This is a genomic window from Sulfurimonas crateris (assembly GCF_005217605.1).
GTDB lineage: Bacteria > Campylobacterota > Campylobacteria > Campylobacterales > Sulfurimonadaceae > Sulfurimonas > Sulfurimonas crateris.
Genome location: NZ_SZPX01000006.1, coordinates 86,974 through 103,664 on the forward strand (window position 1 = coordinate 86,974; position 16,691 = coordinate 103,664).

The following is a 16,691-nucleotide window of genomic DNA, read 5'->3' on the forward strand; positions in this document are numbered from 1 at the left end:
CTTTATAAAGTGTAATGTTGTAACAATATTATCACAATTATCACATTTTTATTATGTAATTAAAAAAACTTATACTATAATTTGATTATAATAACGCAGAGACATATGCTTATACGGGATGGAATATGGATAAACACACTATTTTAATTGTTGAAGATGATGAGATAACAGCCTTAAATCTAAAGTTATCTCTCCAAAAGCACGGCTATGAAATAGTCGGAATGTATGATAACGCAGTAGAAGCAAAAGAGAAGATAGCTTCATATAGACCGGATGTCATTATAATTGACATCTCTCTTCAAGAGAGCAACGACGGGATAGAGCTCGCCAAAACTATCAGACAAAACTATGCTATACCGTTTATCTACCTTACATCCTACAGCGACGACGATATAATCTCAGAAGCTATAAAAACTGAGCCTTACGGCTATATCGTAAAACCTTTCGACCCATCATCACTGCATGCAACTATACAGATGGCGATATTCAAGTTTGAGATGGAAAACAAAAGAAGTGAAGAGGAAATTATTCCAAAGCTTGATCAAAACAGCGTAGAGAAACTCCTTTATGCAAAGAGAGAGTCTGACAAGCCTGTTGTCTCTTTTAGCAATGGCTACCAGATGGATATATCGCAAGATGAGATTTTATACAATAATGAGAAGATAAAACTGACAAAAAAAGAGAGAGCAATACTAAGGCTTCTTGTCGCAAAGCTTGGACAGACCATCAGCTTTCCACAAGCCATAGATTATGTCTGGAAAGAGAATGGGGCAACAGAGAACAGCATTAGAACTCTTGTCTGGAGACTAAGAAATAAACTCCCTACCGATATTATTAAAAATGCGTCGGGGATCGGCTACTACATAGAGAAGTAGCTACCTGATCCTTATGGCCTCAAGTGCGCTTTTTATCTTCTTGTAAGAATCTTCATAATCAAAATTCGTATCTTTGGCTTTTGCCATCTTCTCTATCTTAGCACCCTCCTCTTGAACCGACTCAAGCCTGAAGTTACCGCTAGAACCTTTTATACTGTGGGCAATAAGTGCTATGTTCTTATAATCTTTTGATTTTATAGCACTTTGCAGATCAGGAATCTGTTTTGCCATCTTTTTCAAAAATAGCTCGACAAGCATTACTAGCTCATCGTTGCTCAGCATCAGCTCCTGACTTAATTTATCGTAGTCAAGCCCTTCTATAGTGTTTGCTTGCTCTGCCGGTTCTGAGCTCTCGACTACCTCTTCTAAAACATTTAGATAGTTAAAAAATACTCTCTCAAGCTCTTTTATGACGATCGGTTTTCCCAAGAAGGAGTCAAATCCGCTCTTTAACCCTCTCTCTTTCACCCCTTTTATAACGTTTGCCGTCAAAGCAGATATAGGAGTGTGTCTTAACCCTCTCTCTTTTTCATACTTTATGATATTTTGGACAGCCTCATTTCCATCCATAACGGGCATCTGCTCATCCATCAAAATAAGGTCATATCTGTTTGCTTTGTAAAGATTGACCGCTTCCAAGCCGTTTGCTGCAAGATCATAAGTAAGACCATATTTGCTAAGCAGGATTTTAATAAGCTCTTGATTTGCCTCATTATCCTCTGCTATTAACACATGCCCTTGAAACTTCATACTCTTTTCTCTCTTATGTATAGAAAAAGAGTCTGGATGAAGCAGCTCATCAAAAGTCGTTCTTATCTTTGAGCAGTAGAGAGGGAAACAGGCAGATGATATATGCGAATACTTCTCATACTTGTCAGTAGGATTGCTTGTGATTGCCACATATTTTTTATCCGAGTTTATCATGTTCTCTTTCATATCACCATCAACATACTCATCCAAAAAGACAGCTATATCGTAATTTCCATCCAAATTATCTACCATCTTTATGTCCATATTGAACATATCTGAATATTTTAAAAACGAGTCTGCCTTGTAGCCCCGTATCATATCTTTGGAGTAAAAGACCGTCTTTAGCGTCTTTAACTCATCGAGATCGCTGAATATCTGGCACTCGTAGTTATGTATCTCTACAGGTATCTCTACCCAAAAGGTACTCCCCTCTCCAAGTTTTGATGACACATGTACGCTTCCGCCCATATGCTCGGCAAGCTGATGACAGATGGAGAGTCCGAGTCCTGTTCCCTCAAGTTCTTCTATCTCCCATCTTCCAGCCTGCGTAAATGCAGTAAATATATTTCTTATATCATCCCCAGCTATGCCAATACCATTATCGCGAACACTTACTTTTAAGACATTATTTTGTTTGCACACCGCCTCAACATGTATATGGCCGCCTATTTTTGTAAATTTTATAGCATTGCTTAAGAGGTTAGAGAGAATCTGTTTGATCCTTAGCGAATCTGCATATAGCTCTTTTGGTATTCTCGGGTCTATAAAAGAGGTCACTACTATATCTTTTGCATTTGCAGAGGCGACGAAGAGTTCAAGAGTATGGCTTATCTCATTGTGAATGGAGAAGATTCTAGGCTCAATTGTAAACTCGCCGCTTCTTAGTTTTGTAAAGTCCAAAATATCATTTATTATACTTAAGAGGTTCTCACCGCTGTTTAAGATGATTTCGAGATATTTTCTATGCTGCTTTGAGAGATCCTGCTCGATGAGAAGGTTAACGAAGCCCAAAATCGCATTTAACGGAGTCCTGATCTCATGCGACATATTTGAGAGGAAGTAATCTTTTGCCTGAGAAGCCTTTTGCGCCTCAAGTCTGGCATCTATAAGTGTTGTAACATCATTACCTATCGATATATACTCTATAGAGTTGTCATATGGGTCTATTATCTTTACGATTGTCACGTCTATATAGAAGTAGCCCCCGTTCTTTTTGTTATTTTTTATCGTACCTCTAAAGATGCCCGCATTTTCAAGCTGAAACCACATATCCTCAAAATACTCTTCGGGCATATCTTCATGCTTCATTAAATTATGCCCGCTTCCCATAAGCTCATCAATACTGTAGCCGCTGAGTTTTGAGTATTTTTCATTTACGTATGTGATTATCCCGTTTTGGTCGGTCTTTGAGATGATCGCACTCTCATCAAGTGCTTTTTGATACTCATTTAGAAGTTTTACATGTCTGTCAATCTCCTGCTCTTTTTCAAAAATGGTATCTGAGTAATATTTCAATATGCTCTGAAAGTTTTTATCAAAGATATATGTCAACTCGTCAAAAAGCTCTTTGGAGTTGATATTGGCATCAAAAGTAAAATCAACAACCGCTCTTTTAAAATGGCTGCATATCTCAAAGAGCTCATCTGCTCTGATATCTTTATCTTTTAGATACAAAAGCAGCTTCTGCATGATCGGGCAGTTCCCTATTTTAACACTTCCTGCTATTACACCCATAAAGTAGTCAAATACACCGCCGCCATACTCCTCTATAAATAGACTCTTATCAATATCATGCAGTTGAAGCAACTTCTGCAAAGAGTCGTAAGAGGTCCAGCTTAAAAGCACGCTCTCTTTTGAGCCAACTAAAACATTTTGGTTCTTAGCAAGATTTTGTAGTTCTTTTTCCATTCGATTTTACTTTTCCTACATTATAAAATATGATATAAGCATAATTGCAAATACCTTTGTCAGCAATATCAGTGTCGTTCCTATTATGTTACCGATCTGGCAACTTGTGCAAGAGGTAAATTTTTTACCTTCATACTGGGCATAAAAGAAATATATAATATTTAAAGTTATAGTAGCAAAAAAGAGAGATTTTTGATAACCCCATAACTCTTGCGAACTCTCTTCGGACATAAATAGTGAAGCAACAACAAAAACCAGCATTACAATCATCGTAATATTAACAGCTTTAACTATGTAATCCCTGTTGAATTTTGTAGGACAAGCCTCTGAAATTGCAATATTGCTTCCAAAATCGAGTTTTTTTTCAAAGAGCTTCTTCTCTTCCTTATTTAACTTGTTGAAAAAACTTGACCCAAAAGTATAGTCGATTTTTCTCTGAAGTAAAATACTAAAAGCTCCATCTGCCTTTAGGGAGTGCTGATTTGTCCCCCTGTCCTGATAAACAACGGTTATATGCTCATACCTCGTTACATTAGCGCTTAATCCGGGGAAATAAGCTGTTCTCTCTAGGGTTGTAACCCTTCCGCCGTTGCTTATGATCCTTGGATTTATCAGCTCTAAAAACTCTCCATCCTCTTTTTTAATAACCACGACATTATAATAACTTCCTATCTGAAACGCAGCAAGACCATCTAAAGAGTTTGCTTCAATAGTATCTTTTAAATCTTCAATCAAAGAGAGTATCTCTTCATTAAACACTCTTACATCTGTTGCATATTGTACACTTGGCGGGGTTGGATAGGTAATTATTTCTCTAATCATAAAGGTACCTTATTTGGGTATCAGATCTAAACAGACACAGAGCAGGAAAACTTTCCTACTCTGCACTTTTAAAGAAGTTAGTGGCTTTTTCTTACCACTATTAACATTTTTATATTGATAACTATAAATCTGATAAACTGCCAGATCTTACATGTTCTTAATTTTATAGCAAATTTTCCCGGTGTCATTGTCGTAAAATTTTTGCCGTATGCCTTAATATTGTGTTCTGCTTTCTTTTCCATATTATGTATCTCCTTTGATGTCTATTCGGGAATCATTGTCCAGCCGGCTTTTAGCTTGGCTTTCCAGATGAAGAGGTGGTGAAGGATATGTTTGATCCAGTGACCAGCAAGACCGATCTCACCGAATGTATAGTCTGTATCACGACCTGTTCCAGGGTATTTTTCAAAGTCAGGAACAACAGGGTAGATAGTCATTGCAGCGGCTGTTCCGTCAAATATGCCCTTTCCTGCCGAAGCGACACAAGCAGCACCCATGTGAGCCATAGAAGCTTCATGCAGAGGAGCATTCTCTCCCTTTAAAATTCTGTCGCAAATACTATGCGCAACCGCTTTTCCGATAATGCCTGATGGCATACCTGTTCTTGGAGGAGTGGGACTAATAGGAGTTCCGTTTGGTGAGCTCATAGGTTTGCTAATCGGGTGTGGAGGCGCGAACGCTATGCCGCATGCAAACATATTTGAGTATGTCGGGTTTTGGTAAGTTTTCGGCCAATCGCTTGCACTCCAGTTCTCGTAAGAGCCTGCAGAGTAGTTAGCATCTACTTTCATAAAACCGTTTGGAGCAAAAACCGTATCGGTAATATCTGAACCGTCTTTACCGTAAGCCTTAAGACCCACACCCGCAAAAGGAGGGATCAGCATTGAGAAGTCAAACTCCTCTTCACCCATTGAACCATCAAGCAGCTCATAGTGCACCTTTCCTTTTTCAACTTTGTTTACATGAGCGCCTATTATCCAGTCAACATCTCTCTCCGTAAATAGAGACTCTGCAAAGATCTTTGAGCTGACCGCAAATCCCATACTCTTCATATGAAGTCCGCCAACCCCGAAATCGCCCAAGAAAGACTCGTTTGATATCCACTTTATATCAGCCATATCGCGAACACCGGCTTTTTTAAGCTCATGTTCAATATTGAAAATATACTCAAAAGCGGCACCTTGACATGTACACATACCGTGTCCCGTACCTATTAAAAACTTTTGACGCTCGCCCTGCTTCATCTTCTGGATGCACTTTTGAAACTCTTCATTTGCATGAACAGCGTGATCTGCCGTACAAACTGAGACTGTAAATTCACCTAAACCGTTTGCATCACCAAGACCCTCAGTTGCGCCAAAGTTTAGTTTTGGACCTGTCGCGTTAATCAAGTAGTCATACTCTACATTTTCAACTTCGCCCTCGCGTCCTGCAAGCGTATACTCGATAGTAACAAAAGGCTTATCGCTCGACTCTACACCCTCAGGATTTATTGAGACGGCCTTTGCCTGTTTGTAGTTGATGCCCGCTTTTGCATAAACCGGAGCCAGATCAAAAGTGACCTCCTCCTTGCTCATCTCACCGACACCGACCCAGATATTTGATGGAATCCAGTTCCATTTTGAATTTGGGGTAACAACCACTACCTCATGGGCAGAGCCTAACCATTTTGCGGCAAAGGTAGCAGCAGTGTGACCTGAAACTCCTCCGCCAAGAACAACTAATCTAGCCATTATAATAGATCCTTTGTATTATGTTTTAGTATAAAACCTGCCACTATAGTATCTTAAAACTGTCAAGAGAGTCTTTACAATTTATTATAATTAACCGTTGAGTACTTTGCTTACTATTTCATAAACATTCTTCGAAAGAGAGGGCTCTAAAAGAATTCTCTCCAACTCAGTTTTAATCAATTTTTTATTGACTTTGTTCATTTTTTTATATATCTTAAATGCTCCCGCAAGTCCTGATGCCATCTGCGGGTTTATCTTGTCGATGTCTATTATCTTATCTGCCACAAATTTATAGCCGTAGCCATCTTTGGCATGAAAGTGTTTGTAGTTTCTTGCGAACACGCCTATTAACGAGCGGACAAGATTAGGTACAAGCTCATTGTAAGCAGGATCGTTTTGAAGTGCCATTACGCGATCAAGTGTTCCCTCTCTATGCGATGCCGCCAAAATTGAGAAATATTTGTTCATAACAAGCGTATCTCTGTTGTATTTTTTGTAAAAATGCCCGAGAGCAACGGTTGAAAACTCTGGCGATATATTTTCTAAAACATCAAGAGCGACTATTCTGTCAGTCATTGTCACAGAAGAGTTGTATTGAGCATTTGCAATCGCAATAACCTCATCACTCTCCAGCGCAGAGAGAAGTTTTAGAGCACGGTTTTTTATAGCTCTCTTGCCGATATTAAGAGCGTCTAGCTCCTTGGAGTCCGGAGTGTGGTTTTCATTGTAGATAACTAAAAGCTTCTCTTTAAAAGTAAGGGCGAGATGCTTCTGCAGCCTCTCTTTAGCCTCGTAAATCAGCTCAAAATCGACAACCTCCTGTCTTTGCATAATCGCGCTCACACTCGGCAGCTCCATAAGAAGCGCTTTAAATGAGTGGTCAAGTTTATCCTCGTCTAAAATGTGCCCAAAAGCGTTTACAAACTCCTCATCGATGGGCTTGCCTCTCATCATGCTCTCTATTGTCTGAAGTCCGAAAGATTGCGCCGATTCGTATCTGACATAGCTATTTGTGTCATGCTTCATCAAAAAAGCGTAATCGTTATGCGACTGCTCGACTATTACAGGTGCGGAAAAATCCCTGTTTATGGAGAGAACAGGTTTCTTCTCTACCTTAAATGTGAACTCCTCGCTCTCTTTTGAGACGATAAGAGTTTTTGCCTCTATCTCTTTGCCGCTCTCATCCAAAAGAGCCATCTTCAGAGGAAAAAAGTATGGTTTCTGCTCGCTTCCATCAACAGCCTTTGGAACCTTCTGCGTCAATGTCAAGCTATATTTGCCGTCCTCAAACTTCTCATCTACATGCAGCTTCGGCGTGCCAGATTGGTAGTACCACCTTTTAAACTGCTCCAGATCAATCCCGCCTGCCTCGCTAATTGCCCATAAAAAATCATCCGTTCGTACAGCTTGTCCATCAAACGCATCAAAATATAAATCCATCGCTTTTCGGTACTTCTGCTCGCCTAAAAGAGTGTGCAGCATGCGGATAACCTCAGCACCCTTCTCATAAACCGTAGCCGTGTAGAAGTTGTTTATCGCCATGTAGGAGTCGGGCTGGATAGGGTGTGCGGTCGGCGAAGCATCCTCCACGAACTGCCTCTCTCTCAGGGCATCTACATCTTCGATGCGCTGCACCTCTTTTGAGTTTAGATCAGCCGAAAAACACTGGTCGCGAAAGACCGTCAAACCCTCTTTTAAAGTAAGCTGGAACCAATCTCTGCATGTGATGCGGTTTCCCGTCCAGTTGTGAAAATACTCATGCGCAATAACGCTCTGAATTCCCATGAAGTTGGCATCTGTTGCACTGTCTTCATCTGCTAGGACATAAGCGGAGTTGAAGATATTTAATCCCTTATTCTCCATCGCTCCCATATTAAAGCTATCGACTGCGACTATATTATAAAGCTCCAAATCATACTCACGCCCGTAAACCTCCTCATCCCACTTCATCGCATCTTTTAGTGCTTTCATAGCATGTTTGCACTTCGACTCGTTTCCTCTGTCGGTGTAGATATAGAGTCTTACATATTTGCCGCTTGCAGTTACAAACTTATCTTGCACAACTCCCAAATCTCCCGCAACAAGTGCGAAAAGGTAGGACGGTTTTGGATGCGGGTCAAACCATGTAGCACCGTGTCTGCCGTCGTCGAGCTTAAAGTTTGACTCTCTATTTCCGTTACTCAGCAAAACAGGGTAACGCTCTTTATCTGCCACAAGAGTCGTCTTAAAAACCGCCATAACATCAGGACGGTCTAGGTAGGGAGTAATGCGTCTAAAGCCCTCAGGCTCGTTTTGCGTACAGAAGATATTTCCAGACTTGTAAAGCCCCTCAAGTTCGCTGTTTAACTGCGGATAGATTTTGTTGATGATTATAAGCTTAAACGCATCTCCAACATCTAAAACTCTCAAATGCTCATCCTCTATGACATATCTCTTCTCGGGGAGCTTTTCATCATCAAGGTAGATCTCTAAGAGTTCAAGATCTATGCTGTCAAGCACTAAATCCTTAGCACCCGCATCCACTCTCTCAATGCTCATAAGGTTTGTAACCTGTGTATGCTCTTCGTAAAGTTCAAATACAAGATCGCAGGTTTTAACGGTGAATTTGGGTGCTTTATAATCTTTTAGGTAAATACTCTCTGCTCTGCTCATAATTTCTCTTTAATTTTTTTATAATAATAGCATAAGAGAGTTATTTGAGGCTTATGCGGCATTTAGCCAAGATGACTTAAAACTTCTTTTTAAAAATTTTAGAGTGCCACGATATAATTTTTTTTATGCAAGTATAAATAAAATATATATAGGTTATAATTGGTCAAAAAAGAGATTTGAGATGACGCTTAATTCAATAATAAATTTTTTACATGAGCATAAAGATGAACTCAAACAAGATTATTATGTTGAAGAAATAGGTGTTTTTGGCAGTTATGCAAAACATCAAGAAAAAGAGAGTAGTGATATAGATTTTTTTGTAAAATTTTCCCAAAAATCATATCGTAATCTTACAAGACTCTATGATTATTTTGAAAAAGCATTTGGTAAAAAAGTTGACATAATTACTGAACATAAAAACATGAGACCTTCCCTTCGCAGAGAGATACAAAGCAGTATTATTTATGGATAAGTTGTCAATCATAGAACTTTTAGACTATATTTTAGAGAGCATTTCTATAATCAGACGCAGGTTTGAAAATATTAAATCTTGCGATGATTTTATAAATTCTGACGATGGAATAGATAAGCTGGATGCTATCTCTATGCGTTTACAATCTATTGGCGAAGCCCTAAAAAATATTTATAAAGCAGACAAAGAGCTCTTGGAAAAAGTAAAAAATGCCTCCTACTGGAGCCAAATCATAAAACTACGTGAGATAATTTCACACCACTATATCGACATTGATTCAGAAATAATATTTGATATTTGCGAGAATGAATTAACTGAACTTGAAGAATCAATCAATAAGGCAAAAACTGTTATTTAATACAATCTTCTAATTAAAGTAGTCTGTCCCCCTTTGTACCCTATAAAATTTACATTTCCTAACTTCTGCAAACATCCGCACAAAAACCGTGAAAATAAAGAAAATCTTGTTGTTTAAGCATTTATTAATAAGGGGGGGGTAAAGTTTTTGTTTTATTTTAAAATAAAGGTCGTAAATGGGTTTATTATCAGAGGGATATATTAAAATTGAAAATGATACGCAATTGGCGTACTATGAACATGTATTGGAAAATCTTGCCGCGAAAGAGGTTTCAGCGTTATTTATATTGAACAATATAGTGGCAATCATTGCCTTGTTGTTGTCAATTGGTGCAATGATGACGTCATTTACTCAAAACGAAAATCTACACAGTTGGTATGTGCAGGCTCCTATAATTGTTGTTTTGCTAGTTGTACTTTATTATGGAGTATATGCAGAATATACCCACCGTAAAGAGAAGCGAGAGCTTCCAAAAATGATAGCAATTGTACAAAATGCAATAGAGTGTTATAAAAAAAACAAAGGAAAACAAATGAAAATTCAAATGCAAATCAACTGTGAGTTTGATTTATGTGAAATTAAATCAAACTTAGAAAATAAGAAACAATTCCTAAACAATGAAATTGTTCTTGACTATGTTAAAAAACACTTATTAGAAGATTCGATAAATTCAGCAGAATTTATAAAAACATCTACTGGGGAAAAAGGAAACAAAGGTTTTTTAAATCAGCAAATATCAGAATTTGAGAAGAAGTTCTCAATATGAAAAAGCTACTAGTATTTTTTTTATTTATTAATAGCTTATTTGCTTATGAAAATGACGATGCACACAAATATGGGATAGTCTATTATGTTACGAAAGATTATGAGAAGTCAAAACTTGCTTTTGAACAGTCAATTTCTAACTGTCCAAAATGCAATACAGATTCATATTTTTACCTTGCATTGCATTATACGTATAATCGTGGAACAGAAAAAAATCTTCAAAAAGCATTTGAACTTTATTTAAAAGGTTCAGAACTTGGGTCTGCTGCAGCTCAATATGGATTGGCAGAACAGTATAGATGGGGTACTGGCACCGCACAAGACACACAAAAAGCGGTATATTGGTTTAAAAAAGCTATCGAACAAAAAACTGACGACGCTTCTGTGGAATCAATGTTGAACCTTGGAGTTGTCTATTACAATGGAGAGGGAAATGTTGCTGTAGATAAAAAACTTGCGTATAAGTATTTGATAAAATGTGTAGACTCAGATCTGTCTGTTCCTGGAGCACAGGAGACCTGTCAAAAAAATCTTGATATTATATGCAACGAGAGCCCTTGGGCGTGTAAGTAAAGTTTAGCTAGTATCTCTTTTTCCTCGTTCCCACTTTTCAAGTGGGAATGCATACTTAATCTGCATCTTTAAAATACTAAAAAGGCCTCTACATGTTAAAAAAATCTGCACTCTCAAGCCTCTTGACTCTGTCGTTAGCGTCAAGCCTTATGGCAGAGAGTTATGTCTATGTCGGTGCATCAAAAACGTATTTGATGGATGAGCAGTCAACAACCACTTTTAGCATCGGCTATGGTTTTAGCAAAGTCTTTAGCAACTGCGTTATGGCTGGGTTTAGTACTTCATATCATCAGGGCGATTATGAGGACAGCAGTGCCTCAGACAGTTCTTGGTTTAATGGTATTGGAGTTGATTTTCACTTAGGCTACAGCCCTACAAAACCGCTTGCACTCTACGGTATAGCAGGGTATCAGATGCAAGCAATCAGCTCAAGCACATCGGCAGGTGGTTTTGGTTATGGAGCTGGAGTCTCTTATAAGTTTTTTGAACATGTAGCACTAGCACTGGAGTACAGAACATATGATATGGAAGTGCCAAGTTTGAACTATAACTACGACTATGACACAATGGATGCGCTTATCCGTTTTGTGTGGTAGGAAAAACTTAAAATTGCAATAACTACAATCTTTTATCTCGCTCCCATGATCCTGCGTGGGAGTTTATACCTTCTGTCTGCTTTTACTTCATCTGCGTTCCCACGGAGACCGTGGGAACGAGGAAAAATTTAATCTATTTTATAACTCTCCTCTATTCTCCATTATCTGATTATAAGTCATTTATAGTAAAATTATATCCATAAACTACAAAAGGCAAACATAGTGAGCATTTACAGAGAGTATGACATCAGAGGGATTTACGAGAAAGAGTTAAACAAGCAGAGCGTTGTGCGTATAGGTTACGCGCTTGCTTCAAAAATCAAAGGCGAGTATGTAGCTGTCGGTTATGACGCTAGAAGCCACTCTCCTGTTCTCTTTGAGTACCTTGTTCATGGACTAAATGCCGGTGGCAAAAAGGTTCTGGACATGGGGCTTGTTCCTACTCCCGTAAACTACTTTGCCAACTATCAGGAGTGGGATGGCATCACTCCCTCTGCTTCTGTTATGATCACAGGCTCACACAATCCAAGCGAATACAACGGCTTTAAGATAACCATAAACAAAGCGCCTTTTTTCGGCGAAGATATCTATGCTCTGGGTCGCGAGTGTGAGACGATGGAGTTTCCCAAAGCTCCCCAAAGAGAGGTAACAAAGATAGATGCTGTTACAAGATATGTGGACTTTCTTATCAGCGAATTTTCCCACCTAAAAGAGATGCCATCGCGCATTGTCTATGACTGCGGAAACGGTGTTGCGGGAGTCGTTACAGAGAGAATTTTTGACACCTTAAGACTAAACACAAAGGGTCTCTACATTGACCCTGACGGAACTTTTCCAAACCATCATCCAGATCCATCGGATGAGCATAATCTCGAAGATGTAAAAAAGCTTTTAGATGCCGAGGGCGATATCGCTTTTGCATACGACGGAGATGCCGACAGAATCGCAGTGCTCACGCATAAGAACAACATCAAAGGCGACATGATGGCGCTTCTCTTTGCCATGAAGATGGAGAAACCGACAGTAGTCGGCGAAGTAAAGTGCTCGCAAGTTATGTATGACGAACTAGAGAAACGCGGTGCGAAAGCTATCATGTACAAAACGGGTCACTCGAACATAAAGGTAAAGATGCAGGAGATTGGTGCAGACCTTGCATGTGAAGTGAGCGGGCATATATTTTTCAAAAACCGCTATTTCGGTTACGATGATGCTATCTACGCAACGCTTAGAATGTTGGAGCTTATCCATGACGGAGTCGATCTCGACGCGGAGCTTGCAAAACTTCCAAAGGTCTTCTCGACCGAAGAGATAAAAGTCCACACAACCGAGAGCGAGAAGTTTAAGATTATCGACAAAGTAAAAGAGCTTCTCAAAAATCCTCCAGAATCGTTTCCTGCCATCAAAAATATCATTGATGTTGATGGAGTGCGCATAAACTTTGAACATGGGTGGGGGCTTGTTCGTGCTAGCAATACGACTCCTGTTCTTGTTACCCGCTTTGAATCAACCTCACAGCAAGAGGCAAAACTCTACGAAAAAGAGATGAACAATCTTATACAAAATGCAAAGGATGCTCTATGAAAACCCACACACTTTTAATGCCGCTTGACATGCACCTCCATCTTCGCGATGCGGTAATGCTTGAAAATGTAGCGCCTCTTAGTGCCTACAGTTTCAGCGGCGCTCTAATCATGCCAAATCTTGTTCCGCCAGTCACGACCATAGAAGATGTAAAAGCCTATAAAGAGCGCATCATAGCAGCTGTTCCGAACGACTACTTTGAGCCGTATATGACACTTTTTTATAAGAACTACGATAAAAGATTTCTCTCAGAAGTAAAAGAGCATATTACGGCTATCAAACTCTACCCCGCAGGGATTACGACAAACTCAGAGGGCGGTGTATCTTCGTTTGACATAGAGGAGATGCGCGAGACGTTAGATGCGATGAGCATTCTTGGCATCCCTCTTTGCGTACACGGCGAGACTGACGGTTTTGTGATGGACAGAGAAGCGGAGTTTATGAATATCTACGATCTTCTTGCTACAAACTTTCCGGACCTAAAGATCATCATGGAGCATATTACGACAAAAGAGGCTGTTGCAATGCTTGATAAGCACAAAAACCTCTATGCGACCATTACAGTGCACCACCTCCTCTTAACGCTTGATGACGTTGTCGGCGGGATGATGATGCCGCATAACTTCTGCAAACCTATCGCAAAAAGACCTGAGGATCTTGACGCGCTGCTTAGCGTTGCTCTTGAAGCGCACCCAAAAGTTATGTTCGGTTCAGACTCGGCACCACACTCAAAAGAGAAGAAAGAGTGTTCAGGGTGTGCAGCGGGAGTTTTCAGCGCACCTATCGCACTTCAGCTTCTGTGTGAGATATTTGAGCAGTACGACAAGCTTGATAATCTTCAAGCTTTTGTTAGCGATAATGCGCAGAACATCTACGGCATCTGTCCAGAGTTTAAAGAGGTGATTTTAGAAAAACGCCCCTTTGTCATACCTGATACCTATAACGGTGTTGTACCGATGTATGCGGGAAAAATTATAAACTGGGCGATAGAGAGCATTGAATAAGATACTGCTGCTTGAAGACGATATCCTCTTTGCAGATACCATTATAGACCTTCTGCAGGATGCCGACTATGAGGTGACACATGTTACGAACGGACAGAGTGCCATAGATGTGACATACGCGCACAAATTTGATCTCTATCTTTTGGATGTAAACGTGCCTATAGTTGACGGGATGACGCTCCTAAAAGAGTTAAGGGATTCGGACGACAAAACTCCTGCCATGTTTTTAACATCTCATAAAAACAAAGAGATGTTAAAGAGAGGTTTTTTGAGCGGCGCTGATGATTATATGACCAAGCCGTTCGATGCGGATGAGATGCTTCTACGTATTGGCGCTATTTTAAAAAGAGCCAACAGCACTTCTTTGGACTCTAATGAACTTCTACATCACGACACTCTACACAGACGGATTCTCTACAAGAACCAAGAGCTTGACCTCTCCAAAAAAGAGTATGAGCTTCTGCTGCTTCTTATGAAACATATAAACAACACTGTGCCAAAAGAGATGATCCTAGATGAGCTTTGGAGCAGCAGCGAAGGCGGGAGTGACGGAGCTATAAGAGTATATATAACACGCATAAAACAGCTTGTTCCAGAGATGAACATCGAAAATATAAGAGGTATAGGGTACAAACTTGTTTCGTAATCTGCGCATTACCGTTTTTATCTACTATATACTTACCGTTGCTGCTCTGATGGCTATTTTGTACTATTTTACCTCCATTACAGAGGTAGAGAACACCACTTTGCTTCTCTTTACTCTGCTGGGTCTCGGCCTCTTTGCAGGAGCCATCATCTCTAAACTCTCCATCGACCCGCTATTTGAACATGTAACCAACCTACAAAATCTCTCGACCGAGACGCTCCATGAGCTAAATCTTCCAATAAGCACCATAAAGACAAATATACATATGCTCAAAAAAGGTCTTGAGAGCGAAAAAGATTTTAAGAGGATCGCCAGAATAGAGAGTGCCTGCGAAATGCTGCAGCAGAGATACAACGAACTTGACTATATGATAAAGCTTCAAAGCTCAAACATCACATACGAAGAGTTTGATCTTAGTGAGCTTGTAAAAAAGAGAGTAGAGTTTTTAGAGCGCATCTATCCTCACATAGAGTTTGAGCTTCAACTCTCGCCGCATGTTATAAAAAATGATAAAATAGGCTTATCAAAAGTAATTGACAATCTTATAGACAATGCAGTAAAATATTCACGAGATATTCACAAAATAAGTATAAGATTGCAAGATCACTCTCTTTACATAGAAGATCACGGTTGCGGGATGGACGAAGTAGAACTTATAAAAATTTTTGACAACTACTACCAGAGCAACAAAAATATGAAAGGTTTTGGCATAGGGCTTAGCATGGTGAAGAGATTTTGCGATGCTAACGCGATTGCGCTGAACTTTAAATCCAAACCGAATGTCGGAACAACGGTTATTTTAAAATTTAAGGAAGATTAGTGGAAGAAAATATGTTAGCGTACGCGGAAGTAGCACTTGATTACGGAGTTATGGGACTTCTAATACTTATGAGCATCGTTACTCTTTGGCTCTTTATAGAGAGGATGATGTTCTATGCAACTGTAGATGTGCAGAAGTATGAGCATAGAGACACTCTGGAGATGGAGCTTACAGACAATATAAGTGTTATCAGTGCCATTGGCTCAAATGCTCCTTATGTCGGACTTTTGGGAACGGTCATAGGCATTATGCTCACTTTTTACACAATGGGCGATGTAGGTGCGATCGATGCAAAGAAGATCATGGTGGGACTTGCCCTTGCTCTTAAAGCTACCGCTATGGGGCTTATAGTAGCTATGCCTGCTATCGTCGCATATACTATCTTGCTTCGCAAAGTGGAGAAGATACTTACAGTATTTGACGTTGTTCAAGATAAAAAAGCAAGCATCTAAATATGGCAAAGTGCAAAAAGATCAGAAAAAGGTTTGACGAGATAAACGTCATCCCCTTTATCGACATTATGCTCGTTCTTCTTGTTATGGTTTTAACGACCGCAACATTCGTTAATCAAGGCATTATCCCAATCGAGCTTCCAAGTGCAAAAGCAGCTTCAAAAGAGGATCTGAAAAAAGAGGTCACAGTCTACGTAAATACCAAGGGCGAGTTTTTGATAGGGGAAGAGAGGGTTGACTTAAAGACGCTTGAAACAAGACTCAAAGCAATCTCAAAAGATCAGACGGTAGTTCTTAGAAGCGACAAAGAGTCAAAATTTCAAGACTTTGTAAGCGTCATGGATATACTAAAACGCCTAAACCACGAACAGCTCTACATAGTTACAAAAGAGGGTCAATAAGCTTTTTCAAGCAGTTTGAACTGCTTGGTATGGTTGCTCTCATCCTGAGAGTTCATCTCCCTCTTATCAACCGACTCAGAACTCTTTACATCAGTGCTAAATAACTTTTGCTCGATACCATCAACATCGTGAAAAAGTGTAGTAGCTACAAAAAAAAGCACCATGATCACGACCACGCTGACATATAGAAGTATATAGTTTTTGATATGACCTGTTTCAAAAGGGTTTTGCATTGAATCTCCGAGAGTTTTTGTGACATAATAATGACAAATTTTTATCTATA

General features: G+C 39.5%; 18 protein-coding genes. 12 read left to right on the forward strand and 6 right to left on the reverse strand.

Annotated features, from left to right (window positions below; translation table 11 throughout):
• The first annotated feature begins 125 nt into the window (after positions 1-125).
• Positions 126-875 (forward strand): response regulator transcription factor, encoded by a 750-nt coding sequence (locus FCU45_RS08310; protein ID WP_137014203.1) that lies wholly within the window; start codon positions 126-128, stop codon positions 873-875.
• Here FCU45_RS08310 and FCU45_RS08315 read toward each other — a convergent pair whose 3' ends face one another.
• The 5 genes from FCU45_RS08315 to pepN form a co-directional block, all read right to left on the reverse strand.
• Positions 876-3,533, reverse strand: a complete 2,658-nt coding sequence (locus FCU45_RS08315; protein ID WP_188109226.1) for an ATP-binding protein — start codon at positions 3,531-3,533, stop codon at positions 876-878.
• A 15-nt stretch (positions 3,534-3,548) separates the two neighbouring features.
• Positions 3,549-4,355 carry a peptide deformylase gene (locus FCU45_RS08320; protein ID WP_137014205.1) on the reverse strand — a complete coding sequence of 269 codons (807 nt, stop codon included), beginning with the start codon at positions 4,353-4,355 and terminating at the stop codon, positions 3,549-3,551.
• Positions 4,356-4,432: 77 nt separating this feature from the next.
• A complete protein-coding gene (locus FCU45_RS11600) occupies positions 4,433-4,597 on the reverse strand; it encodes a hypothetical protein (RefSeq protein WP_170175845.1) in 165 nt (54 codons plus the stop codon).
• Between the two features lie 21 nt (positions 4,598-4,618).
• Positions 4,619-6,088, reverse strand: a complete 1,470-nt coding sequence (locus FCU45_RS08325) for an NAD(P)/FAD-dependent oxidoreductase (protein WP_137014207.1) — start codon at positions 6,086-6,088, stop codon at positions 4,619-4,621.
• Between the two features lie 90 nt (positions 6,089-6,178).
• Positions 6,179-8,740 (reverse strand): aminopeptidase N, encoded by a 2,562-nt coding sequence (gene pepN, locus FCU45_RS08330; RefSeq protein ID WP_137014209.1) that lies wholly within the window; start codon positions 8,738-8,740, stop codon positions 6,179-6,181.
• 181 nt (positions 8,741-8,921) lie between these two features.
• Here pepN and FCU45_RS08335 point away from each other — a divergent pair, with 181 nt between their 5' ends.
• From FCU45_RS08335 to exbD, 11 genes are all read left to right on the forward strand, one after another.
• On the forward strand, positions 8,922-9,212 hold the full coding sequence (locus FCU45_RS08335; RefSeq protein WP_137014211.1) for a nucleotidyltransferase family protein: 291 nt from the start codon (positions 8,922-8,924) through the stop codon (positions 9,210-9,212).
• On the forward strand, positions 9,205-9,570 hold the full coding sequence (locus FCU45_RS08340; protein WP_137014213.1) for a HepT-like ribonuclease domain-containing protein: 366 nt from the start codon (positions 9,205-9,207) through the stop codon (positions 9,568-9,570). The genes FCU45_RS08335 and FCU45_RS08340 overlap by 8 nt, the downstream gene beginning before the upstream one ends.
• A gap of 175 nt (positions 9,571-9,745) precedes the next feature.
• Entirely contained in the window at positions 9,746-10,336 is a 591-nt protein-coding gene (locus FCU45_RS08345) for a hypothetical protein (protein WP_137014215.1), read from the forward strand.
• Positions 10,333-10,908: a tetratricopeptide repeat protein gene (locus FCU45_RS08350; protein WP_137014217.1), complete on the forward strand. Its 576-nt coding sequence runs from the start codon at positions 10,333-10,335 to the stop codon at positions 10,906-10,908. The genes FCU45_RS08345 and FCU45_RS08350 overlap by 4 nt, the downstream gene beginning before the upstream one ends.
• 92 nt (positions 10,909-11,000) lie before the next feature.
• A complete protein-coding gene (locus FCU45_RS08355) occupies positions 11,001-11,504 on the forward strand; it encodes an outer membrane beta-barrel protein (RefSeq protein WP_137014219.1) in 504 nt (167 codons plus the stop codon).
• A gap of 222 nt (positions 11,505-11,726) precedes the next feature.
• Positions 11,727-13,085, forward strand: a complete 1,359-nt coding sequence (locus FCU45_RS08360) for a phosphomannomutase/phosphoglucomutase (RefSeq protein ID WP_137014221.1) — start codon at positions 11,727-11,729, stop codon at positions 13,083-13,085.
• Positions 13,082-14,089, forward strand: coding sequence for a dihydroorotase (pyrC, locus tag FCU45_RS08365; protein WP_137014223.1), 1,008 nt, complete (start codon positions 13,082-13,084; stop codon positions 14,087-14,089). The genes FCU45_RS08360 and pyrC overlap by 4 nt, the downstream gene beginning before the upstream one ends.
• Entirely contained in the window at positions 14,082-14,735 is a 654-nt protein-coding gene (locus FCU45_RS08370; RefSeq protein ID WP_137014225.1) for a response regulator transcription factor, read from the forward strand. Before pyrC ends, FCU45_RS08370 begins: the two co-directional genes overlap by 8 nt.
• The gene (locus FCU45_RS08375; RefSeq protein WP_137014227.1) at positions 14,725-15,555 is read left to right on the forward strand and encodes a sensor histidine kinase; all 831 of its coding nucleotides are present in this window, start codon (positions 14,725-14,727) and stop codon (positions 15,553-15,555) included. The genes FCU45_RS08370 and FCU45_RS08375 overlap by 11 nt, the downstream gene beginning before the upstream one ends.
• A complete protein-coding gene (gene exbB / locus FCU45_RS08380; RefSeq protein WP_137014229.1) occupies positions 15,555-16,007 on the forward strand; it encodes a TonB-system energizer ExbB in 453 nt (150 codons plus the stop codon). The genes FCU45_RS08375 and exbB overlap by 1 nt, the downstream gene beginning before the upstream one ends.
• A 2-nt stretch (positions 16,008-16,009) precedes the next feature.
• Entirely contained in the window at positions 16,010-16,408 is a 399-nt protein-coding gene (gene exbD / locus FCU45_RS08385) for a TonB system transport protein ExbD (RefSeq protein ID WP_137014231.1), read from the forward strand.
• On the opposite strand, the gene FCU45_RS08390 is transcribed toward exbD, so the two are convergent.
• Positions 16,402-16,641 carry a hypothetical protein gene (locus FCU45_RS08390; RefSeq protein ID WP_137014233.1) on the reverse strand — a complete coding sequence of 80 codons (240 nt, stop codon included), beginning with the start codon at positions 16,639-16,641 and terminating at the stop codon, positions 16,402-16,404. The two genes, exbD and FCU45_RS08390, sit on opposite strands and share 7 nt — an antisense overlap.
• Between the last annotated feature and the right edge of the window lie 50 nt (positions 16,642-16,691).

What these genes read in the sequence shown, in the direction of transcription:
- FCU45_RS11600 (WP_170175845.1), bottom strand. Translation starts at nt 4,597, where the DNA reads ATGGAAAAGAAAGCAGAACACAATATTAAGGCATACGGCAAAAATTTT.
- exbD (WP_137014231.1), top strand. Translation starts at nt 16,010, where the DNA reads ATGGCAAAGTGCAAAAAGATCAGAAAAAGGTTTGACGAGATAAACGTC.
- FCU45_RS08390 (WP_137014233.1), bottom strand. Translation starts at nt 16,641, where the DNA reads ATGCAAAACCCTTTTGAAACAGGTCATATCAAAAACTATATACTTCTA.
- FCU45_RS08355 (WP_137014219.1), top strand. Translation starts at nt 11,001, where the DNA reads ATGTTAAAAAAATCTGCACTCTCAAGCCTCTTGACTCTGTCGTTAGCG.
- FCU45_RS08340 (WP_137014213.1), top strand. Translation starts at nt 9,205, where the DNA reads ATGGATAAGTTGTCAATCATAGAACTTTTAGACTATATTTTAGAGAGC.
- FCU45_RS08350 (WP_137014217.1), top strand. Translation starts at nt 10,333, where the DNA reads ATGAAAAAGCTACTAGTATTTTTTTTATTTATTAATAGCTTATTTGCT.
- FCU45_RS08315 (WP_188109226.1), bottom strand. Translation starts at nt 3,533, where the DNA reads ATGGAAAAAGAACTACAAAATCTTGCTAAGAACCAAAATGTTTTAGTT.
- FCU45_RS08320 (WP_137014205.1), bottom strand. Translation starts at nt 4,355, where the DNA reads ATGATTAGAGAAATAATTACCTATCCAACCCCGCCAAGTGTACAATAT.
- FCU45_RS08335 (WP_137014211.1), top strand. Translation starts at nt 8,922, where the DNA reads ATGACGCTTAATTCAATAATAAATTTTTTACATGAGCATAAAGATGAA.
- FCU45_RS08345 (WP_137014215.1), top strand. Translation starts at nt 9,746, where the DNA reads ATGGGTTTATTATCAGAGGGATATATTAAAATTGAAAATGATACGCAA.
- FCU45_RS08325 (WP_137014207.1), bottom strand. Translation starts at nt 6,088, where the DNA reads ATGGCTAGATTAGTTGTTCTTGGCGGAGGAGTTTCAGGTCACACTGCT.
- FCU45_RS08310 (WP_137014203.1), top strand. Translation starts at nt 126, where the DNA reads ATGGATAAACACACTATTTTAATTGTTGAAGATGATGAGATAACAGCC.
- pepN (WP_137014209.1), bottom strand. Translation starts at nt 8,740, where the DNA reads ATGAGCAGAGCAGAGAGTATTTACCTAAAAGATTATAAAGCACCCAAA.
- pyrC (WP_137014223.1), top strand. Translation starts at nt 13,082, where the DNA reads ATGAAAACCCACACACTTTTAATGCCGCTTGACATGCACCTCCATCTT.